This window comes from Pseudomonas sp. JV414, assembly GCF_032424305.1.
In the GTDB taxonomy this organism is placed as follows: Bacteria; Pseudomonadota; Gammaproteobacteria; order Pseudomonadales; family Pseudomonadaceae; genus Aquipseudomonas; species Aquipseudomonas lini.
This window is the reverse complement of sequence record NZ_VYKC01000002.1, coordinates 259,721-284,124: the sequence shown is the minus strand read 5'-3', so window position 1 is coordinate 284,124 and position 24,404 is coordinate 259,721. Positions and strand designations below refer to the sequence as shown.

Sequence of the window (24,404 nt, the reverse complement as noted above, 5' to 3'; positions counted from 1 at the left end):
AGCGTATTTGCGATGAGGCATCCTTTTTTTCATGGGTTTGGACAATTCAGAATTCATAGGAAAAAGGTCAGTCGCGGCAACAGAACAATAAAAACAAAACAGGGAAACCCACATGCAGAAAGCATCAAGCTGGCTACTCGCAGGCGTGCTCGGCACCTCGGCGGCAACCTCTCAGGCCGCGACTCTGGAAGAGCGCATGGCCGCGTTTGAAGCCCGTGCCAGCGCCGCGGAAAAACGTGCAGCCGCAGCTGAACAGCAAACCCAGGCACTTGCCAGAGAATTGCAGCAGATCAAACTGGCTACTCCCGCCTTGCAGTCGGCGGCGTCTACTGCAGCAGCCACTGCGGCGCCCACTTTGGATACTCGACTGGCAAAACTCGAAGCCCGTCAGCAAAGCATGGAAAAGCAGGACAGTAGCGGACACCTGACTGACGGCTTCAGCTTCAAGGGCTACGCCCGTTCCGGATTGCTGATCAACGATGGGCTGGGTGGTGGCCGTGGCGGTCCTTACACAACCCCTGCCGGTTCAGTCGGTGGCGCAGTCGGGCGACTGGGTAACGAAGACGATACTTACATGCGCATAGACCTGTCGAAAGAGCTCTATGCGCAGAACGGCACCCGTTCCAAATTCACGGTGTCCATCGCCGACGGTGTGGAGAGTTCCAATGACTGGACGGCCGATGAGAGCAACCTGAACGTGCGTCAGGTATTTACCGAACTCGATCATCTCGCCGCCTTCAAGGGCAACTCAGTGTTTGAAAATTCCACTCTGTGGGCAGGCAAACGATTCGACAGAGATAACTTCGACATCCACTGGCTGGACTCGGACGTCATCTTTCTGGCCGGCACCGGGGGTGGAATCTACGATGTGCAGATGAACAAGGACTGGCGCTCGAACTACTCTTTGATCGGGCGTAACTACGGGGATTTCAGTGAGGGCGGTGTCAATGCCGATGTGGAAAGCTACATCCTGACCTCCAACCAATACTTCGATAATGGTCAATGGCAGTGGATGTTCAATGGCATTGGCTCGAAGAAAAACGACTTTGCCACCCGCACCAATGAGGCGGGCCTGGCGCCGGCGGATTCCGGCTTGCACAGCATGCTGGCCAATCACCAGAAAGACTTTTTCGGCAGGGAAGGCTTCTTCAAAACGGCACTGCTCTACGGGCAAGGTCTGGGGGCAGAGGTCAAGAACATTGGCTCGGATGGCGAACTGATCGACGACGCCCGCGCGCTGCGTCTGGCGGTTTATGGTGAGACGCCCATTGCCCCCGGCTGGCGCATCGGTCCTAGCTTGTTGGCCGAACAGAGCAAGGACAGGTACGTCAAGGGTGACGATTACCGCTGGATGACCCTGAACGTGCGGTTGGCCAATGAAATCAACAGCAATTTCGAGATGGCCTACGAAATGAGCTGGCAAACCATGGACCTCGACCCCAAGGGCTACATGCAACGTAATGCGGTCGACGGTAACTTCTGGAAATTCACGATCGCCCCGACATTCAAACCTGACGTTGGAGACCTGCTCACACGCCCCGAATTGCGATTGTTCGCAAGCCTCATGAACTGGTCTTCGGACCTGGACAGATACAGTTCCACAGACAACTTCGGCAAGTCGGACTTCAACGCCGGTGGTGTATGGCAGTACGGCATACAGATGGAAACCTGGTTCTGATTTCTGCTTCATCTGCGACAGGCCGAACCTGTAGGAGCCAGGCTTGCCGTAATGCCTGTCAGTTAAGGCGAAATCTGTAGGAGCGAGGCTTGCCCGCGAAGAACGATGACGCGTAATACCTGAAAAACCGCGGTGCATTCTTCGCGGGCAAGCCTCGCTCCTACAGAAATTTCGCTTAACTGACCGGCAATCCTGGCTCCTACGGGACAGCTCTTCCACGCTGAATCTCGATGGGCGGCTCGATCAGTTGCAGTTCGAGCGCACCCGAGGCTGGCACGAAGCGCGGGCCGGTGCTTTCAGGCGTTGCCCGCAACCTCCAGGTGCGCTGCACCTTCGCCAGTTTGGCGACTCCTGATCCCAGGGACCAGCGCCGGCAGACCTTCTCCAGCTTGAGTGGGTAAAGGGTCAGTTGGTCGCCTTTGAAGTGCATGCGCAGGAAGCATTTGTGGTCGGCGATGCACTGCGAGGAAAAAACCGCCTCGCTATGTAGCCCCCAAAAGGTGTTGCCCATCACCATCCATGCACCGAACAACAGGCCTCCCAAACTGCCGCCGAGCACCAGTGTCTCCGCCAGGAACAACAAAACCTGGTGCAGGTTTTCTACCTCGAGCTGCAAGTAGTGGATGTTGACGCGGCCCATGAGCCACAGCAGTCCGATCGCCAGTCCCAGATGAAGTACCCCGTGAGCAGCGCCGATGGCATAGGCGAGCTTTCGGGTGCGCTTGACCCCGGCGGCTGAGAACACTGCGCAACCCAGCACAATGATCACGGCGAACATCACTGACGAAGGACTGTGTGACATGACCAGGAGCAGGTGTCGCCACACTTCGCTGATGTTGGAAATAGACGCTTGGAGGTCAGACAACACGTCCATCAGGCTGCGGTTGCCTCGTGCCGGGTGGGGCACCGTGCTGGCGCTTTGTACCATCCAGTCAAACAGCAGGTACAAGATGGCCAGCATGCCGCAGAACGAGAGATTGCGGGTAGGTAGCCGCCATGCCCGATTACGCAGTTGCTCGGAGGTTTTTTTGTCCGGGTAGACCGCCGCCAGCTCGTAGTGCTGCCGGGTGCCGCCAACGTTGATCGGCTTGGGCGGATCGGGAAGCTGATGTGTGGCATTCAAGAAGGCGCCACCGCCTCCGCAGGTGATGCGCTGCGGCGCCTGGGTGCCAGCTTTTGGCTGGTAGCGCGCGTAATGGTGCGAGTCTCCGGCCAAGACCACCGCCAGGTGATCACCCAAGAGTTCCTCGATCTCGCGCAGGCTGCGAAAGCGCGGCGTCTGGGTTTCGATCGAGGGCAAGGCCTTGCTCTCCTCGCGTGCCAGCCGTTCGGCCTCATCCACCCAGCTCGGCTCAGGTGTACAGAGGATCACGCGATCGCCTGGCTGCAGTTTGGCGTGCATCTGCTCGAAGTATTGCTTCTGCTGTCGGTCGATCATGGACTCAAACTGCAGATCCAGGCCCCAGATCCACCAGCCATGGGGCAATTGCAGCACGTAGTAACCGGTGCGCTGGCGGGTTTCCCAGGCGCCGATGGGCTTCTGCTCGCAAAACAGTTGGGAGAAACCGCGCAGACCGTCATACCAATCATGGTTGCCGGGCGTCGCCAATATCCACGGTGCACCCGGCTGCCGCACGGGCTGGTCCTGGTCATTAGGGCGCTCCTTGGGTACCGGCGCGGGAAATGCGGCGCGGAAGGGATCAAGGAAGCGAGTGCGGTAGCCGTTGCGGGCCGGTGTGGGATAGACCTGATCGCCGCCAAGCAGCAGCACATCACCGCGCGGCAGCGAGAGCTGGTGTTCCGGCAACTCGACAGCATGGCTGACGCACAGCGCCATCGAGTAGGTGGAGTCCCAGCCATCGCCGGTGTCGGCCAGATAATCGATCCATACGTCACCGTCGGCAGCCACCTGGATAGGCGGGTTAGAGTCCCGAGGGTTGAGCATGGCCAACACCTCACGTGGGTCCGCGAAGGCACCCATCGTGGTGGCGACAGCCGTTTGCAAGCCCGTGCGCATTAGCTGCAACGGGCCTAGCCAATTGACCATCGCCTCTTGGGTATAAAGCTCGATGCGGCTATTGAGCGTGGGGGATTGGGTGGGACGGGTCATGGCGAGGGGCGAAGAGTGCGGCGTAGGCGCCTCTCCAGCGCGAAACTCAATCGATTGCTCCTTCATCATTCAGCCTCCATTGCTGTAACGAGTTCAGGTACCTCAAAAGGGTGATCTTTTGTCGGTCGATTCAGAATAGGTCAGTTATGCGATGGCCGCCGGTTCATAGCCTGAAGGAGAGACTGTCGTGAACCGTTCCCGAAAACGTTGTTTCTACCGGCCCGATGAGAAAGACCGGTCCCACGCCATCCCATCGAACCGTTACGGTGCCGCCATCACATTCAACCTCAACGCAATGGTCTAACAAGCCGCGACGAATTCCGTTAACCGCGGCGCCACAAGAGCAGGAGCCTGAACCGAGCGGAATGCCACCGCCGCGCTCCCAAATGCGCAACCGAATGTGCTTTCGGTTAATGATCTGGACGAAATGCACGTTCGTCTTGAGGGGAAACAGAGGGTTGGTTTCAATGGTCGGTCCGAGGGTCGCTATATCAACGGCGGTTAGGTCATCGACAAAATAGGTGCAGTGCGGATTGCCCATGCTGGTCGCTGCTGGGTCACCCGCCAGTGGTAAAACAGCAGTGTCCAGTTCCAGGGCCAGGGGAATATCCGACCAGCCGAAAAGCGGTTCCCCCATGTTCACGGAAATCGCGCCGCTTGAGGTTCGTTCACACGTGAGTAGACCACGGTTGGTTCGCAGCGCTATCGAAGTAACATTTGATTCACGCATCAGCCTATCCGCGGCACCACGCGTTGCGCTGCCACACGCATCCAGCGTGGAACCATCGGCGTTCCAGAACATCAAGCAGCGCCGCTGCATCATCGCAATCGAGCACCACCGCGAGTTGATTGAATCCGATTCCTCGGTGCCGATCACCCAATCGCTGAGCCAGGGCACTTGTCATTGGATTGGCCGAATTTCGCGAGTCCACAATGACGAAGTCATCGCCATTGGCGTGCATTTTATGAAAACTCAGCGGCATAAAGAGATCCTGTCGACCAGGCATGGGATGAGTTGACGTTTAAAGGCCACCCAGCCCCATTCGCATAGAAATGGACCCGCCAGAATAGCGGGTCCGAAAGGGGGATCAGAGTTTCGGCAACTGCCCGATGCGCCCGAACATTTCGGTCACGATCTGCAGGTCCAGCAGGAACTGGTCGACAGTCTTGAACTCGTTGTCGTTGTGGCCGGTGTACTTGACCTCGGGCCTGGCCAGACCGAACTGCACGCCATTGGGCAGCTCATGGACCGAGGTGGCGCCGGCCGAGGTGCCGAACTTGTGTTCCATGCCAAGGTTTTCGCTGGCCACGGCCAGCAGGGCCTTGACCCATTCACCCTCGGGGTTGCGATGCATCGGCTCGGCGATCGAGTAGTCGAAACCCGCTGCAATGTGGGTCTTCTTGCTCCAGGCGCCAAGCTTGTCGGCGATTTCGGTCTTGAGCACTTCAGGGGATTTGCCCTTTGGCACGCGCAGGTTGACCGCGAGTTTGAAGGCTTTTTCATCCATTCCGACATAGGTCAGGGATGCGGTCAGCGGTCCCATGAAGTCATCGGAAAAACCGACCCCCAATTTGCCTCCCAGGTAGTCCAGTCCCCAGTTTTCGGCGGCGTAGCGGGCGGCGTCGGTAATGTGGTTGTGTTTGAGCGCAACCTTCCCGTCGAGGCTGTTGATGAAGTCCAGCATCCTTGCCACCGGGTTGACGCCTGACTCGGGTTCGGAGGAGTGGGCGGAAACGCCGGTGACCGTCAGCTGGACGTCCTTGCCGACGACCTTGGCGACCACCTCGAAGTCGCCGCCATTGCGCTTGGCATAATCGCTACCTGCCTTCTGCAGGCTGGCGGCCAATTCGGCGGGCTTGGCAGTCACCAGAGTGGCGACCGAAGTCGACGGAATCTGGTTGGTTGCCAGGCCGCCGGTCATTGCGGTGATTTCGGCGCCTTTGCCCTCTGCGGCGCGCCGAGGGAAACTGGCCATGACGGTGCCGTAGCCTTTCTCGGCAATCACCACCGGATAGCCGCCATCCAGCGCCAGGTTGTAGTTGGGTGTCGGGTTGTGTTCGAAGTAATAGGGGATGGCGTCGCCCGTGGTTTCTTCGGTGGTGTCCACCAGCAGTTTGAAATTCCTGGCCAGCGGCAGCTTCTCTTCCTTGATGATTTTCATGGCGTAGAGCGCCACCACGATGCCGTTCTTGTCATCCTCGGTGCCCCGGCCATACATGCGGTCGCCGACCAGGGTGACCTTGAACGGATCGAGTCGGGTGCCGTCTTTCAGGACCCAGTTCTCTGGGGTTACGGGCACCACATCGGCATGCGCGTGAATACCTACGACTTCATCGCCGTTGCCTGCGAGGGAAATCTCATAGACGCGGTTGTCGATGTTGCGAAAGTTCAGGTTGAAGGCCTGGGCAAGGCCCTTGAGCTTGTCGGCGATCTTGATGAATTCGGGATTATCGTGCTGTTCAACGCCGTCCACGCGGAAGGTCGGGATTGCCACCAGCTCGCGCAGGGTCTCGGTGGCCGCATTGCCGTATTTCACCCGTGCATAGAGGCCAAGCAGGCGATGGATTTCGTTCTGTTGTTCAGGGGTAAGGGTCTTGTTGCTCTGGAAGGCACTGATTGCCGGGCCGAGATCGCTGGTTTTGGCAAGGTCGCTCTTGGCCAAGCGACTCAGGAACTGCCTGAAATCGGTTACTGATGCGTCACTGAAAGTCTTGAGGATGGTCGCGCTCTGTTGCGCAGTGATGTTGGCGTGCGCTGACGTGGTGAACGACGAAAGGCTGGCCAGCATCAGGGTTGTCGCGGCCAGGTGCTTGAGTGATAAATCCATTGTTGAGGCATTCCTTTGCAGGCAGTTTGTGAGAAATATCTGGTCGATGAGTCAGAAACTTTCCCAAACTAACACCACGAGGGAGTGGTACGGGAGTCCCGGAAGTGGAATCTGTCGCACAAAAATGCAAAAGCGACGCAGAAATGAAAAAAAACGGGAAGCGAGCAAAGCGCTTTTTGTAGGAGCCAGGCTTGCCGGCGAAGGCGTCCTTAAGAGCGCTTTCGCCGGCAAGCCTGGCTCCTACAAAAAAAGGCATTGGGAAGCTTTCATATGTCCAGAGGCACCTACCAACGCGACTCGAAGGCATTTTTCGCGCCCGGCTGGATGCTGCTGCCCAAGCGTGCGCACTCGCGGGAAAGGGTGTCGTGCAGCCATTGACGGTCATCCCCTTCGGCGCGACAGATGCGAAAGCGACAGAGGCGGGTGGGTATCAGGTCCAGCGACTGCAAATGCCCGCTCGGTTCCAGCGAGGCAAAGTACAGCAGCCCCAGGTCGCCGCGAAAGGCTGTGTGGCCCTCGATGCCTTCGTAATCGTTCAGCAGATCACCGCAGCCATAAAGAATCAGATGTTCGCGATACACCTCAATGCCCTTGATGTGGTGCGAGGAATGCCCATGCACCACGTCAACTCCGGCCTCGTCGATCAAGGCATGGGCGAACCGGACCTGCTCGCGCGGGATATCGAACCCCCAGTTGCCGCCCCAATGAATGGAAGCGACCACCAGATCCCCCGGTTTTTTGCTTTCGAGAATCCGTTTGGCCACAGGGCGCAGGCTTTGCATAGTCAGATCTTCCAGCCGCGCCACGCCCGTTCGCTTATCCGTGGCGGCCCAGTCCGGCGGTATGCCACTGTCGGGTGCGCCGAGGCCAAACACCAGCAAGCGCCGTCCGCCAGACTGCGGCAGCACGGCAGGCGCTTCGGCAGATTGTCGGTTGTGCCCGGCGCCGGCGCTGCACATGCCGTTGCTCGACAAGGTCTCCAGCGTATCGGCCAGGCCGGCTGCTCCCCAGTCCAGCACATGGTTGTTGGCCAGCACGCAGCAGTCGATGCCGGCTGCACTGATGGCCGGGAAGTTCTCCGGGGTCATGCGGTAATTGATGCCCTTTTGCTCCGGTCGTCCACGGCGGGACACCGCAGTTTCCAGATTGATGATGCGTGCATGTGGCTGGCGAAGTTCAAACTCATCCAGCGCAGCGCCCCAGACATAGGTGAAATCGACGGGGAGGGGAATCGGGCCATTGAGTCTTTCTGCCAGCCGGACGTAAACGCCGGCATTCTTGACGTAGTCTTCGTAAAGCCGCGGATCGCCAGGATGTGGCAGTACGGAGTCAATGCCGCGTGCGGTCATGACATCGCCGGCGAGAAACAGCTTCAGTGAATCGGTAACAGCTGCCATGGCACCCTCCAGGATCAGGAGTAAGCATCTGTTTTAAAACAAATATATTTTTGTGTTGGCCTTCCCAGGCGAAGCAAAAGTTGATAAATTTCCGCCCGTTCTTGCAGAGGCCCTTACAGGGCTTGTCCGCAAGGACAAATCAGAAAGAGAGTGCCGAGCACTCGCCGCAACAGATACAGGGGCGTCGCCAAGCGGTAAGGCAGCAGGTTTTGATCCTGCCATGCGTTGGTTCGAATCCAGCCGCCCCTGCCATTTTCCTTATACTCATCCAAGTATGGCCTCCGCCGGCAGGTATTGCGGGAGTCCCGGATGATTGTCTTTACAGAAAACGCCAACGCCGATCCGGTCCGGCGTTTTTTTATGCCAAAAAAAATGGACCTCTTTTCAGAGGTCCATTTTTTTTCTGGATCAGTCTGGGTTGCGCTGGAGCTGCTTGCTTCAGCACAACTTATTCCTTAGTTCTTCACCGTTTCCTCAAGAGAGAAACGCCCCAGTGGATTCTGCTGGAAGTGCTCGATGTTCTTGCGCGAAATATTGATGTACGGACTGTAGTAGAGGTCGATCCAGTTGACGTCCTGTTTGGCGACCTTCTGTAAGTCGACGTACATCTGTTCACGCTTGGCCGGCTCCGCTTCCACTCGGGCAGCCGACACCAGATTCTTGACCTTGTCGTTCTTGTAGCGGGTCATGTAGTTCATGTTGGTGTCGTGGCCCAGAACGAAGGTGGTCTTCTGGTCCGGGTCAAGGATGTCGTTGGTCCAGTACATCACGGACAGGTCGTAGTCACCGTCCACCAGCATCTGCCAGCTCTGGGTGGGGTCGACCTTTTGCAGGGTGGCGGTCACACCGACGGCCGCCAGTTGCTGCTGAACCAGCACGGCAATCTGCTCATCGGCTTCGTTGCCGGCGTTGACCACATAGTTCAGCTTCATGCCCGCTGCGCCGGCATCGCTGAGCATCTGCTTGGCTTTGGTTGGGTCGAATGGACGCTTCAAGTTGTCGGCGTAGTGGTAAAGCGAGCCCTTGGGGATGTAGGAGTAAGCCTCCTGGCCATGGCCGAAGGTGACGGTATCGACCACCGATTTTTTGTTGATGGCCATGTCCAGTGCCTGACGCACTTCAGGCTTGCTCAGCAGCCCGTGCTCATGGTTGATCAGCAGGTGATCTTCCCGAGTGGAAGGGTCGGAGTGGATGGTCAGGTTGGGGTCCTTGCGCAGTGCATCGACTCGCGAAAACGGTACGAAGATCGCGGAGTCCAGTTCGCCTGCCTGCACCTTGAGCATCCGGGTATTGTCGTCCGGAATGGAAATCCACTCCACGCCATCCAGGCTGACCTTGTCGGCCTGCCAGAAATGCGGGTTCTTCTCCAGCTTCACGCGGTCGCCGCGCAGCCACTCTTTGACAAAAAATGCCCCTGAGACCACAGGCTCTTGCGCATAGGCATCTTCGCCCATGCGGGTCATGGCCTTCTGCGAGAGAACCGACACGGTCGGCGAGGCCAGTTGCGAGAGGAACGGTACCGACGGGGTGGTCAGGGTGACGACCAGGGTACGCGGATCGGCCGCTTTCGCCGTGTCGATCAGTTTGTAGGCATCGCTCCACAGCGAGGCCTTGTTATCGCGAGTGCGCAACAGACTGAATGCCGCATCATCGGCCGTGATCGGCGAGCCGTCGGAGAATTTCGCCGCGCGCATTTTGAAGGTGTAGGTCAGGCCATCGTCGGAGACTTTCCAGCTTTCAGCCAGGCCGGGTTCCATTTTGCTGCCGGCCTTGTCGACCCGGATCAGTGTGTCGTAGACATTGGAAAACACCCAGGTATCGCGGTTTTGCGCGCTCTTGATCGGGTCGAACGTGGTGCTTTCTTCACGGCAACCGATGGTGAGTACGCCGGCCGCTTGTGCAATGCCGCTGGCAAGGGTGCAAGCGGTCAATGTGGCTGCGGCGAGCAATTTCAAATGCCTGGATCGCATGGTCAAACTCCTTCTTGATGAGTACGTTGTTTTTAAAGCAGAGGCTCCTCGAGTACGCAGTCGTAACGGCGAGCGTCGAGTTGACGGGTAGGGGGCGCCACCTGGCTACAGGTCGGACGAACGTAGCGACAGCGCGGGTGAAAAGCGCAGCCGGATGGCAGCTGCAAAGGGCTGGGCGGTTCACCGGGCAAAGGGTCGGTGGGTAGCGCCCGGGCCGGATCGATTTCCGGAATCGACTGGATCAGTGCGGCGGTATAAGGATGTCGCGGGGAGCGAAATACTTCCTCCACGGGGCCCTCTTCGACGATCTTGCCCAGGTACATCACCGCCACCCGATCACAGAGCCGGCGAACGATCGCCAGATCATGGGCAATGAACACAATCGCCAGGTTCATGCGCTGGCGCAGTTCCAGCAGCAGGTTGATGATCTGCCCCTGGATGGACACATCCAGCGCGGCCACGCATTCATCGGCGACGATCAGGCGCGGCTCCACGGCCAGCGCACGGGCGATCCCGACACGCTGGCATTGGCCGCCACTCAAGGCGTGCGGCTTGCGCGAGGCTAATTCGGGGCGCAGACCAACCAGAGTCAGCAGTTCATCGACTCGGGCGGCAATCAGTGGCTCCGGCACTTTGCGCTGTACCCGGAGCACTTCTGCCAGAGTCTGGCCGATGCTTAGGCGTGGGTTGAGAGCGGCGTAAGGGTCTTGAAAAACCATCGCCGTCCCATGACGCAGCCGCTCTATATCGACCTTCCCGGCGTGGGCCATGTCGACGCCATCGAACAGCACCTGCCCGGCGTAAATCTCGTTGAGGTGCAGGATCGCCCGTCCCAAGCTGCTTTTGCCGCTACCCGACTCGCCGACCAGCCCGAGCGTTTCTCCGGCCGAAAGGGTCAGCGAAACGCCGTTGACCGCTGTCAGCCATTGACGGTTCATGCCCAGAAAACCAGTGCCCGGAGCGGCGAAGCGCACCTGCAGATCCTTGACCTTGAGCAGGGTCATGAGCGGTCTCCGACGGCCAAGGGGTAATGGCAAGCGATGCGGTGTCCATGGCTGACGGGCTGCAAACTGGGCATCAGTGATGTGCATCGGTTGCCGATTTGCTGGCAGCGCGGATTGAAGCGACACCCTTGGGGCAGGGCATCGAGCAGGGGCGGTTGCCCGGCGATGGTTTTGAGCAATGCGTGACCGTGACTGGTGGCCGGCTGACAGTCGATCAATCCAGCGGTGTAAGGGTGGCGCGGATACGCCAGCACCTCGTGTTTGTTGCCGTGCTCGCACAAGCGTCCGGCGTACATCACGGCAATCGAGTCGCAGGTCTGGGCAACCACCCCCAGGTCATGGGTGATCAAGATGATCGACAGGCCACGCTGGTCACGAAGATCGAGCAGCAGGCGCAGGATTTGCGCTTGCACCGTAACGTCGAGGGCGGTGGTCGGTTCGTCGGCGATCAGCACGTTCGGGTTGCAGCCCAGTGCCACGGCGATCATCGCGCGCTGACGCATGCCGCCGGAAAATTCGTGAGGGTAACTGTCGACCCGCCGCTGCGGATCGGGAATACCCACTTGCCGAAGTACGTCGATGGCCTGGGCGCGGGCTTCGCGTTTGCTGGCGCCTTGGTGCAGACGAATGCCTTCGCCAATCTGCTCGCCGATACGCATCAAGGGGTCGAGATGACTGCTGGGGTTCTGGAAAATCATACCCAGCTGACGTCCACGCATGCGACGCATGCCAGCCTCGTCCAGGTGCAACAGATTTTCCCCGGCCAGTTGCACGGTTGTGCCTTCGACTCGCAGGTTTGGCGACGGCAGCAGACGCATTAAACCGCGACAAGCCATGGTCTTGCCGGAGCCGCTTTCGCCCACCAGTCCGAGTACTTCACCCTCGGCCAGGTCAAAGGACAAGCGATCCACCAGAGTTACCTCGTGCTCACCCTTACGGGCGATGACACTGAGCTCTTCGACCTTCAGCACAGGCGCACTCATGAGCGTTTACCCAAGTGTTCGGCAACAGCGTCAGCCAGCAGGCTGAAGCCCATGGCCAGGGTGACGATCGCCAATCCCGGGAAGGTGCAGATCCACCACGCGGAAGTGATGAAGCTCTGGCCCTCGGCGACCATCGTGCCCCACTCGGCGGTCGGTGGTTGAACCCCGAGGCCGAGGTAGCTGACCGCCGCGCCGTTGAGCAATACCAGCACCGCATCGGACATGGAAAAAACGATCGAGCCGAACATCGCGTTAGGCAGCAAGTGCCGAAACAGGATGCGCCCATGACCGAAGCCGAGGCTTTTGGCGGCCAGGGCAAAATCACTTTCCTTGAGTATCAGGATCTGCGAGCGGATCAACCGTGCGTAGGACACCCAGCCCACCAGGGCCATGGCGATATAAAAACTCATCAGGCCGGGGCCGAGAATCGCCATGATCGCCAGCATCAACACCAGAAACGGGAAGGCCAGGATGATATCGATCAGGCGCATGCAAAACGTGTCGAAACGCCCGCCGATGTAGCCGGACAAGGCTCCGACACAGGTGCCGATCAGAAACGGAAAAATCACCCCGATCACCGCCAGCTGCAAGTCGATGCGGGCTGACCAGATCACTCGAGACAAGACGTCGCGGCCAAAATTGTCGGTGCCGAACGGGTGGGCCAGATGCGGCGCCAGCAGGCGAATATCAGTGTTCTGGGCGATTGGATCAAAGGGCGCGATCCAGGGCGCGAAGATCGCCAGCACCAGCCAGCCGAGCAGGATTGCCAGGCCCAATCCCATTGCCAATCGAGGGTTGCGCAAACCCAGGCGCAGGTTCAGTCGGGGAATCGTCGTTGCCTGACTGCTCATCGGATTTTCACGCGTGGATCGATGGCTACCGTGATCACATCAGCGAGGAAGTTTACCGCAACGGTGGCGCAAGCCAGCACCATTGCCACGCCCTGGACCACCATGTAGTCACGGGTGAAGATGCCCCGGACCAATAGCTGGCCGATCCCGGGAATGGCGAACAGACTCTCGATGACCACTGTGCCGCTGATCAGCCAGCCGATGTTCACCGCCAGCAGGTTGACGGCGGGTACGAGCGAGTTGGGCAGCACGTGGCGTCGAAACACCGCGTCTTCAGACAGACCGCGAGCCCGGGCTGCCGTGACATGGTCGGCTTGCAGCTCCATGAGCATGCTTGCCCGCAGATTGCGTACCAACACCGCCGATAACGCCAGGGCAATGGTCAGGCAGGGCAGGACCATATGGTGCAGTTTGTCCAGCCAGGAGCGGCCGTAGCCGGAAACCGGGAACCAGCCCAGTTGCACACTGAATAGCAGGATCAACATGATCCCCAGCCAGAACGCCGGCATGCCGAGGCCGGCGGTGGTGAACAGGCGGATCAGGTTGTCGCCCCAGCCGCCCTTGTTGCGGGCCGCAACGGTGGCCAGTGGCACCGCGATCAACATTGCCAGCAGCACACTGCCAAGCACCAGAAACAGCGTGGGTTCGATCCGCGTGCTGATCAACTTCAAGGCGTCGACCTTGTACAGCAATGACTGGCCGAGATCGCCGTTGAACAGGTTTTTCAGGAAGTAGAAATACTGCATCCACAGCGGCTGATCGAGGCCGAACTGAGCGCGAACCCTGAGCAGCCCCTCCGGCGTACTGCGCGAGCCGAGCAGGGCGCGCGCCGGGTCGCCGGGAATCGAGCGCACCAGCACAAACGTGATGAGACTGATGCCGAACAGCACCGGCAGCAGTTGCAGGGGCCGTGACAGGATGAAACGGTAACGCGACAGATTCATCGACTAACCTCGGTGCCGCTGGAGGAAATCCAGCAACACCGGAAAGTAGGCGTGAGGTTCTTCGTAGAAGGGCATATGGCTGCTGTTGGGGAACACATGCAGTGCAGCATCCTTGAGCGCCATTTTCATGCGCATGGCACAGGCCGGCGTCAGTTCGTCGTGCTGGCCGGTGGTAATCAATACCGGCATGGTGAAATCGGCCATTTCCTGCAGACGGTTCCAGTTTTTCAGGTTGCCGACGTAGAGAAACTCATTCGGCCCCTGCATGGTTGTGTACGGTCCCATGTTCCAGTCGCCCAGCGAGCGCGTGACCGGCGCCGGCCACTCGTCCAGGCGGCAGACATGGCGGTAGTTGAGAAGGGTGATCGCCGCTTGGTATTGAGGGTGATCGAGGGTGCCCATGGCTTCATGGCGCTGCATCATGGCCACGGTTTCGCTGCCCAGAGCGCCGCGCAGACGCTCCAGTTCCTGAGACAGATGCGGGATATCGCCTACCGTGTTTTCCAGAATCATCGTTTTGAGTGCGTGAGGGTGGTAAATGGCATATTCGATTGCCAGCCAGCCGCCCCAGGAGTGCCCCAACAAGTGCACCCGGCCCAGGTCGAGGGCCTGCCGGACGGTTTCCACCTCAGCGACATAACGGGTGATGTCCCAGAGGGATGGGTCTTCGGGTCTGTCAGACGCCCCGGTGCCGAGTTGGTCGAAGGCGACAACGCGCAACCCCTTGTCCTTGAGCCAGCCATGGGCGTCACGCAGATAATCGCAGGGAAGCCCCGGGCCTCCATTGAGGCACAGCAGGACCTCATCGCCCTCGCCAAAGCTGTAAACCACCAGATTGTGGCCGTCGACTTCAACGTTTATTTGTTGGTCCGGTTCGATTTCACGCCACATCGCACTCTCCCTTTATGATGCTGGCCGGTTCGCACGCTGACCAAATCACTCAACCCTACTGAGTAAGTCATGCGTCCAAAAGCTAGTATTTCTTATAGGTTTTGTCTGGCAGTCCCTCGCCGAGGCGTGGCATTCTACGTGCTGAATTTCAGGATTGAAATTAATTAGGGAGCGCAATGGATGCAGGCCAAGCTATCAGACCTCAATCCCCGTCTGTTGTCGGGCAAGAGCCTGGATGAGCAGATGGACAACGCCATGCTATTGGCCGAGGAGCTTGGCTTTGATGCCTTGGTGTACGACTACAGCCCGGTGCCGCTGGACCATGAAGGCAAGTTGATCACACCCGCGGTGCTCAAACTGCGCAACACGCCAGCTGATTGGCATGCGCGTTGGTGTACAGAGGGTTACTACCAGATCGACCCTGTCCAGCAGGTAGCACTCAATTGTGTTTCACCCTTTGTCTGGTCTTACAAACCCGGGACTGACACCTTGCTGGAGCCGGTCATCAGTCAGCGCCATGCGCCGGTGGTGAATTATCTGGAGGACGCGCAGATGACCTGTGGTGTGTCGGTCCCGATTCATCTGCCCAGAGGCGGCTTTGCCTCCTTGACCGGGTTGCGTACCGGCAACAGCAGTGTCCTGTGCGATGCCCGGCGGACCCTGGCGGATTTCAGCCTGATTTCCCATGCCTTGCAGGAAGCGGCCTATCCGTTGCTTGGCAAGGAGGCTCACACGCCTCCCATTCACCTGACCAAACGTGAACGCGAGTGCCTGAAATGGGCGGCTGAGGGCCTGACCGCCGGCGAGATTGCCAGCCAATTGAATCGCTCATTGGCCACCATCAGCCTCCATCTGACCTCGGCCATGCATAAACTCGGGGCCAAGAATCGGGTCCAGGCCGTGGTTCGGGCAACCCACTATCGATTGCTCGATAGCTGAAATAGGGCAGAAACCTATTTGTTTCTCTAGTTATTTCGAGGATCTGATCCCGGTATCGTGTGCCGTACGGTTTTTCAGGGGCGGCATGAAGAAATGGAATCTATCGGAATACGTGAAGGCTTCGCACCTTTTGGTCCTTATCAGACCTGGTACCGCGTCACGGGTCACTTCGACGGTAAGAACACGCCGCTGGTGATTCTGCATGGCGGCCCGGGCTGCACGCATGATTACGTCGACGCTTTCAAGGACATCGCCGCGAGTGGCTATCCAGTGGTTCATTACGATCAACTGGGTAACGGTCGCTCGACTCACCTACCGGAAAAAGACGCCTCGTTCTGGAATGTAGCGCTGTTTCTCGATGAACTGGACAACCTGCTGGATCATCTGGAAATCAGCGACAATTACGCGCTGCTGGGGCAATCCTGGGGCGGCATGCTCGCCAGTGAACACGCCGTACGGCAACCTGCGGGGCTACGGGCCTTGATCGCCGCCAATTCCCCTTCGGATATGCGCGTCTGGGTTGAGGAAGCCAACCGTTTACGTCAATTGTTGCCTGCCGGCGTACATGAAACATTGCTTGAACACGAACGGGCAGGGGATTTTCAAGCGGTCGCCTATCAGCAAGCGTCGAGGGTTTTTTACGACAACCATGTGTGTCGCGTCCTTCCCTGGCCGGACGAAGTCGCGCGTACGTTTGCCCAGGTCGATGCCGACCCCACCGTTTACCATGCCATGAGCGGGCCGACGGAGTTTCATGTGATAGGCAGCCTGAAAAACTGGACCATTGTCGACCGCTTGCGGCACATCAACGTGCCGACGCTGGTGATCTCCGGTCGCTACGACGAAGCAACACCGACGGTGGTCAGACCTTATCTGGAGCAGATCCCGAACGTGCGTTGGGCGTTGTTCCAGAACTCCAGCCACATGCCCCATGTCGAGGAGCGGGTCGCCTGCATGGGGACGGTAGTGAGGTTCCTGGATGAGTGTTTGCACGGGACGATGGTTGGCGATCGCAAGCTTGAAGAGCTGACGCCCTGACCTGTGTCCTTCCTGCTGCTGAGGCGGCCTCATGGGCCAGCTTCAGCCTGTGCCATATGCGGCACCGCAGGTATCGACTACAACGTGGAATTCGGCAACGCCGATGTCACCTCGTTGACGTATCCCTGCGCTATGGTTTATTTCCCGCTGCCTTCCAGCACGACAGTTCTTGTAGGTGCCGCAGAGGCCCTGGCTTAGAGCAGCAAACCCATCAAGGATGCTTTGACCGCTGCTTCGGCTTTATTCGAGGCTTGGAGTTTGCGCATGGAGTTGACCAAATGAAATTTCACGGTTCGCGTGTCGATATTCAGAATAATGCTGATTTCGACATAAGTTTTTCCCATGGCCGTCCATTTCAGGGTTTCTTTTTCGCGTGCGGTCAATGGCTTGTACTTTTCAGGTGTGGATTTTTCGGCAAAAAAACGCGTCATGGACTCATGCACTAACTGAGTCAACCAAATTAATTTAGTCTCTTTGCTCTCCAACTCTGCCGTGGAAATATATTCAGCGGAGCGGGAAACAGAGAGCAAGCCAATAGTGTTGTATTCGCGTTGCGAAGAAAGGCACCAACCATGATTGAGGTTGTAATGTCGCGCTTCTTCCCAGAACTCCAGTTTTTGACTTTGCTCTTCCGCGGACCAGCGCATGGGAATGGAGCGTGTCAGCCCGTGTTCAACGGTCGGGTCCTGAGAAAAATAATCGTCGGCTACATATTTTTTCTCCCAGGCACCAGGGTAGTTTGACCGTAGAAAATATTGAGGGGGGGCTGGGGCTAACGGTGAGTGGGTTTTTAATCCATAGGAACAGAACTCGAAACCCAAGTTGGAAGTTATTTTAATCAGTTCATTGAATAATTCATTTTCAGAAGTACAGCCAGAAATCAACTCTATGAAATATTCGCGCCAGTCATTCACCAATATTACCTTCCGTGGTCAGCGCTCTTAGTGAGAAGAGCGGGGGGCTTATCATACAGGATCGAAGCGCTGCAGGAAGGATGGCCTGAGTTGTAATTTCTTGAATACAATGGCAGCACCTCGCCAGGTAGGGTCCGTAGCACAGATGAATGCCTCGCAAGGGGGGCGGAGTGTCATGCCTGTGAAAAAAAGGTTAGTTATTTCATATGTTTTTTTGGTACGGAGGTACTAGAGAATCAGGGTTTGGAGTGTCTGAAATTTTTTACGTTCGATATAAAGATGTCACCATTTTCAACTCGCCGGAGAGGACAAATTAATCATCATTGAGCGATCAGTGCTGCTCGTCATGGGATGTCGCTTTAATTAACCTGCCCATTCGGGCAGCTACTAACATAGGTCTCGGTTTGTTGTACTGGCGGACTGAATCTGATCCTCGGGGCGAGGCTCGATATTCTGGATCGGGCAAAGGCTTTGAGTCTGTCTCTGGTGGGGGCCTATCAATTGGCCGAACTGGCGAATGGCGTCCTGGCCCACGGTTTTGGATTGATGGTGTGTGTTGATGATGAAGGCTTTTATGGTGTCGCGCTGATCGAACGTACTGATGTTCGGGGCGGTCTTTTCAGTGGCTCAAGTGATTTAGGCAAGGTGGATAAGTTATGATTTTTTTTGTGCGGTGGCTGTTGGTGTTGCTGTTCATTGTTCTGAGTTTTCCCTTTTTATGCTTGTTCATGTTAGTCAATCCTTCAAAGAACAAAAACCTGCATGTGGCCTGCCGGTCATACACAGTGATCAATAAAATATTCTCGGTTCGCGTCGCTGTCAGTGGATTCGACACCATCTCCACCGCCCAACCGTATATCTATGTGGCAAACCACCAGTGTAATTATGATGTTCTGATTGTTGCTGAGGCGCTTAAACCAGGTACGGTTATTGTCGGTAAAAAATCACTTAAGTGGTTGCCTCTGGTCGGGCAATTGTATTGGCTGACGGGCAGCCTGTTCATTGACAGGAACAGCCCTCGGGCGTCGATCCAGAGTCTGCGCAAGATCTCCAAGAGCGTTGTTGCTGACAATACTTCCCTCTGGATCTTTCCTGAAGGCACCCGAAACAAAGGCGGGGATATGTTGCCTTTCAAGTCGGGAGCCTTCCGGGTTGCCAAGGACATGGGGGTGGGTATCGTTCCAGTAACGATCAGTCCTGCTGTTGGGGACGTGGCTTACAACTCATTGCGCTCTACTGAAGTCAGTATCGTAGCCCATCAGCCCATCGAGGCGGATGTGGTCGCGAGCATGACTACCAAAGAGCTGGCGAGTTACACGCGTGAGATTATCAACAAGGGGCTTCCGATTATTTAGTAAAAAAAGGACCTCTGAAAAGAGGTCCATTTTTGTGTCAACGAACTATCTGTCTGTGGCGTCCCCGAAATAGCCTCTGAAAGCCGTCGTCATCCCTATCCAAACCGACGACTCATGCAGTGGGGGCTCCGCTGCGGGGAAATGAATAGAATATTCAACCATGATTAATCGCAAGTGTTCGATAGCTTCCAGGTATTTAAGATCGGCCTGTCGTCTTTTCTTCTGATATTGCGTGAACTGTTCGACGTCCATGTTGGGCTGGTCGAGAAGATCAAGGGCGGTGTGGCTCAAGTGATAGGCTTCGCTGAACAGTTGTTTGTTACGTTCAAGCGCCAGGTTTAGGCAGGCTATCGCTTGATCGGAAGTCATCGTACCGTTCATTGCTGCGACCTCTTTTATGAGTGTGTTCCAGGTTTTTGGGTAGTGCAGTGCAGGAGTCAGGCTATTTGCCGCGACGCCACACCTTGAGGTAGTCCACGCTGAAGGTGGAGGGCAGGTCGGCGTCGTCGACAACACCGAACCACTTCCACATGGCCTCGCTGTCAAAGACGATCTCCATCGGGAAAAACCAGTGGGTGTTCTTTGCCTCGCGTACCAGGACGCCGTCTACGTACCAGCGCAACGTGTCGGGCTGCCAGTCAAAACCGTAGACATGGAAGTCGCTGGCCAGCCGCCAAGGGCTGATCCAGTTGCTGCCATCGCTCAAATGCTCGGTGCTGTGCGGCGTGGCCCAAACGTGGGCGTTCATGTTGTACATGCGGTCGAAGGAGGCGTTTTTGGTTTTGCCACCGATTTCGAAGATGTCGATTTCCGTGGCGTTATCGGCAAGCCCCGTCCACGCGAGCCAGAAGGCGCTGGAACCTGCCGAGTCCATCGGTTTGGCCCGGGCTTCGTAGTAACCGTAAAAACTGCGCTCGATCGTACGGACCATCGCCGAGCTATAGCCTTCATAGCCGAGTCGTACGTACTTTTGCGGCAAGGTGTCCTTGCGAAATACGATGTTCAGATGGCCATCGCTCAAGTAGGCATTGTCCGGCTTGAACAGCGCCGGCTTACGCCCGAGCGATTCAGTGCCTTTAGCATTGTTGACGTGCCAGCGACTGGCATCAAGGGTCGCACCATCGAAGTCGTCGCAGAATCGTGGGTCCAGCCTCCATTGGCCGACATTGCCTTGATCAGACAGCGGCAGTTGGGCGTTAATCTGTTTCGGTGTTGTGCCCAGAGGGCCGACACGGGTCCAGGAATTGGCAGCCTTGGGCATGGCGACAGACCACTTGTTCGCCAGGTACTGAAACACGCGCTGCCGTTCCTCGAGGGAGGCCAGGTGGCGGTCGTACACCAATACTTCGCCGATGTCGCCGCGCAGGTCTTCGGTGCTGCCGACCACGTTGCGCCCGACCGCATAGGGGCCGATGGGTACGTCGTTGAGCTCCAGGAAAAACAGGGTCGGATCGTAGGCGGTGGTCTGTTGCACACTGATCGCGAAATTCGGTGCCACGTTGTCGTTATCGGCGATTTGCGGGCGCGAGCTGAACAGCCGTTGCCAGGTCTCACCGCTGCTTTGTTCAGTCAGTCTGCGTGACACGACCAACACAGTAACGGGGCCTTTTGCAGCGCGAATCGTCTTGCCGAGGAACGCCGAAGCGCCACTGAAACGCACCACGGAATGACCATTCATGGCGTTCTCCACGCGCAGCGGCAGCGCGGTGCTTGCTGCATCGTCTACGGTAACGTCGTTGGACTTGCCGGACTTGTCGTGCCAGCGCAAGAGACGACCGTGGGCATCGAGGGTCATTTTCGAGGCGTCGGCGGCGTCGAGCCACAGCACCAAACCATCGGCAAGCGGCTGCGGGGACGCTCCAGGTGCGTGGCAAACAACCGCTGCCAGGACAATCAGCAGAACATACCTGGACATGGGCCTTTTGCTCATACCCGTTGCTTTAACGCAACGGTTGCCAATAACTCGGACTGGGCGTGGTAGCCATGCGGATTACGCAGCTGCCATCGCCAGGTGTCGATGATCATCCGCACCAGGTCGCGCTGTGCGTACCAGCCCAGATCACGCCCGGCCTTGGTGGGATTGGCCCAGCATTCAGCGATATCGCCGGCGCGGCGCGGCGCGAATCGGAAGGGGATGCTAATGCCGGTGATGTCCTCGAAGGCACGGATGATCTGCAGAACGCTGTAGCCAATACCGGTTCCCAGGTTCCAGGCATGGATGCCGTTTCTGTCCTGCAACGCTTGCAGCGCTTTGAGATGGCCATCGGCAAGGTCGACCACATGCACGTAGTCGCGCACGCATGTTCCGTCGACGGTGGGGTAGTCGCTGCCGAACACCATCAATTCGGGCACTCGCCCCATCGCGACTTGGGTCAGGCAAGGCAACAGGTTGTTGGGCCTGCCGTTGGGGTTTTCCCCGATCTGCCCGCTCTCATGCGCGCCGATCGGGTTGAAGTAGCGCAATACAGCGATGCTCCAGCGCGGATCCGACAGGCATAGGTCGGTGAGCAACTCTTCGATCAGGAGCTTGGTGCGACCGTATGGACTTATCGGTTTGCCGGTGCCCAGGTCTTCAATGATCGGTATCTGCCGGGGGGCGCCATACACGGTGGCCGATGAGCTGAACACCAGTTTGAAGACTTCGTGTCGGGCCATCGCATGGCAGAGATTGAGCGTGCCGACCACATTGTTGGCGTAATAATCCAGTGGCTTTCGAACGCTTTCCTCGACGGATTTGAGACCGGCAAAATGCATCACGGCGTCGATGTCGTAGCGGCTGAAAATGTCGTCGAGCAGCTTGGTGTTGCGAATATCGCCTTCAATGAAATCGACCCGTGTCTGGGTCAAACGCTCCAGACGCGTGAGCGATTCGCGGCAGCTGTTACATAGATTATCGAGCACCAGTACCTGCTGGCCGGCGTTGATCAGGGCCAAGGTGGTATGGGAACCGATGTATCCGGCTCCGCCTGTAATCAGCGTGGTTTTTCCCATGATAGGGCGCTCCGGTCACAAGAAGACTGGACAAGATGGGGAGTGCGGTCCGTGCGGGTCGTGTGGTTCCTGGGTTCTTGCGGGATGCGGGAGAGGGTGCACATATCCGTTTTTGCGGTCATGGCCGCTGGCGGTTTCGCTTTTACAGCGAGTCACTTTCGAAAAGCCTGCGCGGCCCGGCGGAAAGTAACCAAAGCGCTTCTGCCCCTTTCGTTCGGTGCCTCGCCCAGGCTCGGCATGCCCTCGCTCCGGTCCTGCTCCGTGGGCCCGCCGCGATCGGCCATCCATGGCCGTGCGCGGCTAACCCGGCATCCATGCCGGGTTGCCCACTGCGCAGAACCTGCGCTCGGCCTCTCGAGGGGGCGGTGCGTCAACATCAAAAGCTGCAGGCGAGCTAACGCTCGGCCTGTTGAGTGGTGAACAGCCGAGCGGATGTGCGTTGGTTGGGGATGTGTTCTGATTTTTTGTGTGCTGCGATGATGGCGGCACATTCAACATCACATTGACTGACCTGCCGCTATCGCGGGCAAGCCCGCTCCCACAGGATTTGTGTCGTACACAGATTTTATATATGCCCGCTCCTCCTGTGGGAGCTGGCTTGCCTGCGATGGCGGCCTGTCAGCCGACCAGTCTTCCCCGAATGTACCCACTCCAAGTGTGTGCGAGCCTGCTCGCGAAGCTGTTGATCTTGCCGTTGCCGTTGCTTTGGCTTTTGATCTTGATCTGCCGCCCCTTTCCCAGAGGCCGAACGCAGGCGTTGCGCAGGGGGCACCGCGGCAAGGATGCCGCGGCAAGGATGCCGCGGTAGCCGCCCCCGGCCATGGATGGCCGATGGCGGCGGGCCCCCGGAGCAATGCCGGAGTGAGGGCATGCCGAGCCTGCGCGAGGCACCGAATGGCGGGGCAAAAAGCGCTTTGGTTACTTTCGCGCTTTTCGAAAGTGACCCGCCGTAAGGGCGGAACCCTAAGCAGCCGTTACCGCAAAAACGGATATGTACACGATCAAAGAGCCCAGCCGACGATTAGGCCGCCTTCGCGGGGAGGCCTCGCTCCTACAAAGGGCAATAACCGCCAGTCAGATACCCATGCATTGATGAGGGCATTCAACGAGCAGTGAACACCGATTTGAATTCTTGCGGCCATCGTGGGTGCAACGCGCTATAGGCCAGCGCATAAGTGAGCGTGCCGATTCCGATGTTGGCGGCCAGATGCCAATAGCCCCGAAAATCCAGGTACGGAGAAACAAGCACCACGGCGGCGGCCATGATGAGCGAGGCGATCATGCTGCGATAATTGGATTCGATGAATACTCGCCAGCCATAACCTATTGCCGTGTTCAGCCCGCGGACCTGCAGGGGCGTCATGATCACCATCCGCGCCAGCAAGGCCACGGCGGCAGCCATGCCTGCGTAGAGGTGACCCAGGCTGTAAACCAGCGCCAGCGCCAGCAGGGTGGTTGCCAATTCAGCCTTGACGATCAGGTGGGTTCGATTGACCGCCACCAGGGCTGTCATGGCGTACATGGCGGTGTTGCCGATGGCCGCCGTGCAGGCAAGTACTTGCAGCAAGGGAATGGCGTCTGCCCATTTGGCGCCGAATATCAACAGGATGATGTCCTCGGCCGTTAACGCGATACCGACGAACAGTGGCGTGAGCAGGAACCCGCTGATGGCCGTCGAGTCGCTGATCACCTCGATCAACCGCGCAGTATCGCTTCCGCGCCGGGCGAACACCGGCAGCGCATAACTCAAGAGGCCGTTATAGATCGCCGAGCGAGGCAGATCGATGATGCGCATAGCCATATTGAACATGCCGACGGCATGGGCGCCGGCCGTAATGCCAAGTACCACATTGACGCCGCGCTGCAGCGTCTGCGAACTCATTACGTTGATGGCAAGCGGTGCTCCGGCCGTCAACAATTCGCGCAGGAAGGGCCCGTCAATGTAGAAGGCAATCCGCCGGCGGTTTCCGAGCATCAATACGACGATGGAAACGAACTCCATGATCAGCGCTTGAGCGATCACGGCCCAGGCGCCAAATCCCCAGAACGCAATGGCGATTCCCCCCACACCGCCGGCCACTTTGCCCAATAGCGTGCGCGAGGCCAGCATTTTGAAGTTGCCGGTGCGGCGCATTTCCACGACATAGACCCGCGCCATCATGGTGAAGAGAATTTTCACCGAGGCGACCGCCGTCATCCATTGCAGCGCCAAGGATTTCGTATACAGCATGGCCGCGAACGATATGACGACGATGGAGGCCAGGCTGATCAGCACCGCGAACCAGAAGGCCGTGCAAATATGTTTTTCTTCCAGACGCTCCAACCGTACCAGCGGATCTTCGAGCATTGACGAGTAGAGGATGGCGAACATCTCGACGATCACAATGATCACCGTGCCCACCCCCAGCTCTGCCGGCGACATCAGCCTGGCATACGCAACAAAGGTAATCATCGACAGGAAAATCAGGCCGAATTTCTCGGTGAAAATCCAGATCAATTTAACCAGACGGT

The 24,404-nt window shown here is 57.9% G+C and carries 20 protein-coding genes, 1 tRNA gene and 1 pseudogene; 7 read left to right on the top strand and 15 right to left on the bottom strand.

Features of this window, described 5'->3' with window-relative positions:
• Window positions 1-112: 112 nt before the first annotated feature.
• Entirely contained in the window at window positions 113-1,678 is a 1,566-nt protein-coding gene (locus F6R97_RS02350; RefSeq protein ID WP_038983053.1) for a carbohydrate porin, read from the top strand.
• 199 nt (window positions 1,679-1,877) lie between these two features.
• Here the strand turns inward: F6R97_RS02350 and F6R97_RS02345 are convergent, their stop codons facing one another.
• From F6R97_RS02345 to F6R97_RS02330, 4 genes and pseudogenes are all read right to left on the bottom strand, one after another.
• Window positions 1,878-3,854 carry a metallophosphoesterase gene (locus F6R97_RS02345; protein WP_048393638.1) on the bottom strand — a complete coding sequence of 659 codons (1,977 nt, stop codon included), beginning with the start codon at window positions 3,852-3,854 and terminating at the stop codon, window positions 1,878-1,880.
• A 97-nt stretch (window positions 3,855-3,951) separates the two neighbouring features.
• Window positions 3,952-4,771: pseudogene (gene dapF, locus F6R97_RS02340) on the bottom strand (diaminopimelate epimerase).
• Window positions 4,772-4,876: 105 nt separating this feature from the next.
• Window positions 4,877-6,616, bottom strand: a complete 1,740-nt coding sequence (locus F6R97_RS02335) for a dipeptidase (RefSeq protein WP_315865967.1) — start codon at window positions 6,614-6,616, stop codon at window positions 4,877-4,879.
• A 284-nt stretch (window positions 6,617-6,900) separates the two neighbouring features.
• A complete protein-coding gene (locus F6R97_RS02330) occupies window positions 6,901-8,013 on the bottom strand; it encodes a CapA family protein (protein ID WP_315865966.1) in 1,113 nt (370 codons plus the stop codon).
• A 177-nt stretch (window positions 8,014-8,190) separates the two neighbouring features.
• Between F6R97_RS02330 and F6R97_RS02325 the strand changes: the two genes are divergently transcribed.
• Together F6R97_RS02325 and F6R97_RS02320 are read left to right on the top strand one after the other, a co-directional pair.
• A tRNA-Gln gene (locus F6R97_RS02325) sits at window positions 8,191-8,265 on the top strand.
• A 57-nt stretch (window positions 8,266-8,322) separates the two neighbouring features.
• Window positions 8,323-8,472, top strand: a complete 150-nt coding sequence (locus tag F6R97_RS02320; protein WP_156877852.1) for a hypothetical protein — start codon at window positions 8,323-8,325, stop codon at window positions 8,470-8,472.
• Here the strand turns inward: F6R97_RS02320 and F6R97_RS02315 are convergent.
• The 6 genes from F6R97_RS02315 to F6R97_RS02290 are packed head-to-tail and all read right to left on the bottom strand — an operon-like array spanning window position 8,469 to window position 14,656.
• Complete coding sequence (locus F6R97_RS02315; protein ID WP_038983058.1) at window positions 8,469-9,983, bottom strand: ABC transporter substrate-binding protein; 1,515 nt, start codon at window positions 9,981-9,983, stop codon at window positions 8,469-8,471. The genes F6R97_RS02320 and F6R97_RS02315 overlap by 4 nt on opposite strands.
• A 32-nt stretch (window positions 9,984-10,015) precedes the next feature.
• Window positions 10,016-10,987 (bottom strand): ABC transporter ATP-binding protein, encoded by a 972-nt coding sequence (locus F6R97_RS02310; RefSeq protein ID WP_315865965.1) that lies wholly within the window; start codon window positions 10,985-10,987, stop codon window positions 10,016-10,018.
• On the bottom strand, window positions 10,984-11,970 hold the full coding sequence (locus tag F6R97_RS02305; protein ID WP_315865964.1) for an ABC transporter ATP-binding protein: 987 nt from the start codon (window positions 11,968-11,970) through the stop codon (window positions 10,984-10,986). The genes F6R97_RS02310 and F6R97_RS02305 overlap by 4 nt, the downstream gene beginning before the upstream one ends.
• Entirely contained in the window at window positions 11,967-12,821 is an 855-nt protein-coding gene (locus F6R97_RS02300; RefSeq protein WP_038983061.1) for an ABC transporter permease, read from the bottom strand. The genes F6R97_RS02305 and F6R97_RS02300 overlap by 4 nt, the downstream gene beginning before the upstream one ends.
• The gene (locus tag F6R97_RS02295; RefSeq protein WP_038983062.1) at window positions 12,818-13,765 is read right to left on the bottom strand and encodes an ABC transporter permease; all 948 of its coding nucleotides are present in this window, start codon (window positions 13,763-13,765) and stop codon (window positions 12,818-12,820) included. Before F6R97_RS02295 ends, F6R97_RS02300 begins: the two co-directional genes overlap by 4 nt.
• 3 nt (window positions 13,766-13,768) lie before the next feature.
• A complete protein-coding gene (locus F6R97_RS02290; protein ID WP_038983063.1) occupies window positions 13,769-14,656 on the bottom strand; it encodes a proline iminopeptidase-family hydrolase in 888 nt (295 codons plus the stop codon).
• Between the two features lie 180 nt (window positions 14,657-14,836).
• Here F6R97_RS02290 and F6R97_RS02285 point away from each other — a divergent pair, with 180 nt between their 5' ends.
• Together F6R97_RS02285 and F6R97_RS02280 are read left to right on the top strand one after the other, a co-directional pair.
• Complete coding sequence (locus tag F6R97_RS02285) at window positions 14,837-15,595, top strand: LuxR family transcriptional regulator (RefSeq protein ID WP_038983064.1); 759 nt, start codon at window positions 14,837-14,839, stop codon at window positions 15,593-15,595.
• A 93-nt stretch (window positions 15,596-15,688) separates the two neighbouring features.
• On the top strand, window positions 15,689-16,633 hold the full coding sequence (locus F6R97_RS02280) for a proline iminopeptidase-family hydrolase (protein ID WP_038983065.1): 945 nt from the start codon (window positions 15,689-15,691) through the stop codon (window positions 16,631-16,633).
• A 194-nt stretch (window positions 16,634-16,827) separates the two neighbouring features.
• Here F6R97_RS02280 and F6R97_RS02275 read toward each other — a convergent pair whose 3' ends face one another.
• Complete coding sequence (locus F6R97_RS02275) at window positions 16,828-17,547, bottom strand: autoinducer binding domain-containing protein (protein WP_048393640.1); 720 nt, start codon at window positions 17,545-17,547, stop codon at window positions 16,828-16,830.
• Between the two features lie 471 nt (window positions 17,548-18,018).
• Between F6R97_RS02275 and F6R97_RS02270 the strand changes: the two genes are divergently transcribed.
• Together F6R97_RS02270 and F6R97_RS02265 are read left to right on the top strand one after the other, a co-directional pair.
• Window positions 18,019-18,207 (top strand): hypothetical protein, encoded by a 189-nt coding sequence (locus F6R97_RS02270; protein ID WP_038983066.1) that lies wholly within the window; start codon window positions 18,019-18,021, stop codon window positions 18,205-18,207.
• Window positions 18,204-18,902 carry a lysophospholipid acyltransferase family protein gene (locus F6R97_RS02265; protein ID WP_050683313.1) on the top strand — a complete coding sequence of 233 codons (699 nt, stop codon included), beginning with the start codon at window positions 18,204-18,206 and terminating at the stop codon, window positions 18,900-18,902. The genes F6R97_RS02270 and F6R97_RS02265 overlap by 4 nt, the downstream gene beginning before the upstream one ends.
• 45 nt (window positions 18,903-18,947) lie before the next feature.
• Here F6R97_RS02265 and F6R97_RS02260 read toward each other — a convergent pair whose 3' ends face one another.
• The 4 genes from F6R97_RS02260 to F6R97_RS02245 form a co-directional block, all read right to left on the bottom strand.
• Window positions 18,948-19,283 carry a hypothetical protein gene (locus F6R97_RS02260; RefSeq protein WP_315865963.1) on the bottom strand — a complete coding sequence of 112 codons (336 nt, stop codon included), beginning with the start codon at window positions 19,281-19,283 and terminating at the stop codon, window positions 18,948-18,950.
• 61 nt (window positions 19,284-19,344) lie between these two features.
• Window positions 19,345-20,817 (bottom strand): family 16 glycosylhydrolase, encoded by a 1,473-nt coding sequence (locus F6R97_RS02255; protein ID WP_038983067.1) that lies wholly within the window; start codon window positions 20,815-20,817, stop codon window positions 19,345-19,347.
• An 11-nt stretch (window positions 20,818-20,828) separates the two neighbouring features.
• A complete protein-coding gene (gene galE, locus F6R97_RS02250; protein WP_038983068.1) occupies window positions 20,829-21,893 on the bottom strand; it encodes a UDP-glucose 4-epimerase GalE in 1,065 nt (354 codons plus the stop codon).
• A 1,102-nt stretch (window positions 21,894-22,995) separates the two neighbouring features.
• Window positions 22,996-24,390: an oligosaccharide flippase family protein gene (locus tag F6R97_RS02245; protein WP_315865962.1), complete on the bottom strand. Its 1,395-nt coding sequence runs from the start codon at window positions 24,388-24,390 to the stop codon at window positions 22,996-22,998.
• Window positions 24,391-24,404: the final 14 nt, after the last annotated feature.

Bases quoted from the DNA above. Each gene is read 5' to 3' on its own strand.
- F6R97_RS02350 (WP_038983053.1), top strand. From the start codon at position 113: ATGCAGAAAGCATCAAGCTGGCTACTCGCAGGCGTGCTCGGCACCTCG.
- F6R97_RS02345 (WP_048393638.1), bottom strand. From the start codon at position 3,854: ATGAAGGAGCAATCGATTGAGTTTCGCGCTGGAGAGGCGCCTACGCCG.
- F6R97_RS02335 (WP_315865967.1), bottom strand. From the start codon at position 6,616: ATGGATTTATCACTCAAGCACCTGGCCGCGACAACCCTGATGCTGGCC.
- F6R97_RS02330 (WP_315865966.1), bottom strand. From the start codon at position 8,013: ATGGCAGCTGTTACCGATTCACTGAAGCTGTTTCTCGCCGGCGATGTC.
- F6R97_RS02320 (WP_156877852.1), top strand. From the start codon at position 8,323: ATGATTGTCTTTACAGAAAACGCCAACGCCGATCCGGTCCGGCGTTTT.
- F6R97_RS02315 (WP_038983058.1), bottom strand. From the start codon at position 9,983: ATGCGATCCAGGCATTTGAAATTGCTCGCCGCAGCCACATTGACCGCT.
- F6R97_RS02310 (WP_315865965.1), bottom strand. From the start codon at position 10,987: ATGACCCTGCTCAAGGTCAAGGATCTGCAGGTGCGCTTCGCCGCTCCG.
- F6R97_RS02305 (WP_315865964.1), bottom strand. From the start codon at position 11,970: ATGAGTGCGCCTGTGCTGAAGGTCGAAGAGCTCAGTGTCATCGCCCGT.
- F6R97_RS02300 (WP_038983061.1), bottom strand. From the start codon at position 12,821: ATGAGCAGTCAGGCAACGACGATTCCCCGACTGAACCTGCGCCTGGGT.
- F6R97_RS02295 (WP_038983062.1), bottom strand. From the start codon at position 13,765: ATGAATCTGTCGCGTTACCGTTTCATCCTGTCACGGCCCCTGCAACTG.
- F6R97_RS02290 (WP_038983063.1), bottom strand. From the start codon at position 14,656: ATGTGGCGTGAAATCGAACCGGACCAACAAATAAACGTTGAAGTCGAC.
- F6R97_RS02285 (WP_038983064.1), top strand. From the start codon at position 14,837: ATGCAGGCCAAGCTATCAGACCTCAATCCCCGTCTGTTGTCGGGCAAG.
- F6R97_RS02280 (WP_038983065.1), top strand. From the start codon at position 15,689: ATGGAATCTATCGGAATACGTGAAGGCTTCGCACCTTTTGGTCCTTAT.
- F6R97_RS02265 (WP_050683313.1), top strand. From the start codon at position 18,204: ATGATTTTTTTTGTGCGGTGGCTGTTGGTGTTGCTGTTCATTGTTCTG.
- F6R97_RS02260 (WP_315865963.1), bottom strand. From the start codon at position 19,283: ATGAACGGTACGATGACTTCCGATCAAGCGATAGCCTGCCTAAACCTG.
- F6R97_RS02255 (WP_038983067.1), bottom strand. From the start codon at position 20,817: ATGTCCAGGTATGTTCTGCTGATTGTCCTGGCAGCGGTTGTTTGCCAC.
- galE (WP_038983068.1), bottom strand. From the start codon at position 21,893: ATGGGAAAAACCACGCTGATTACAGGCGGAGCCGGATACATCGGTTCC.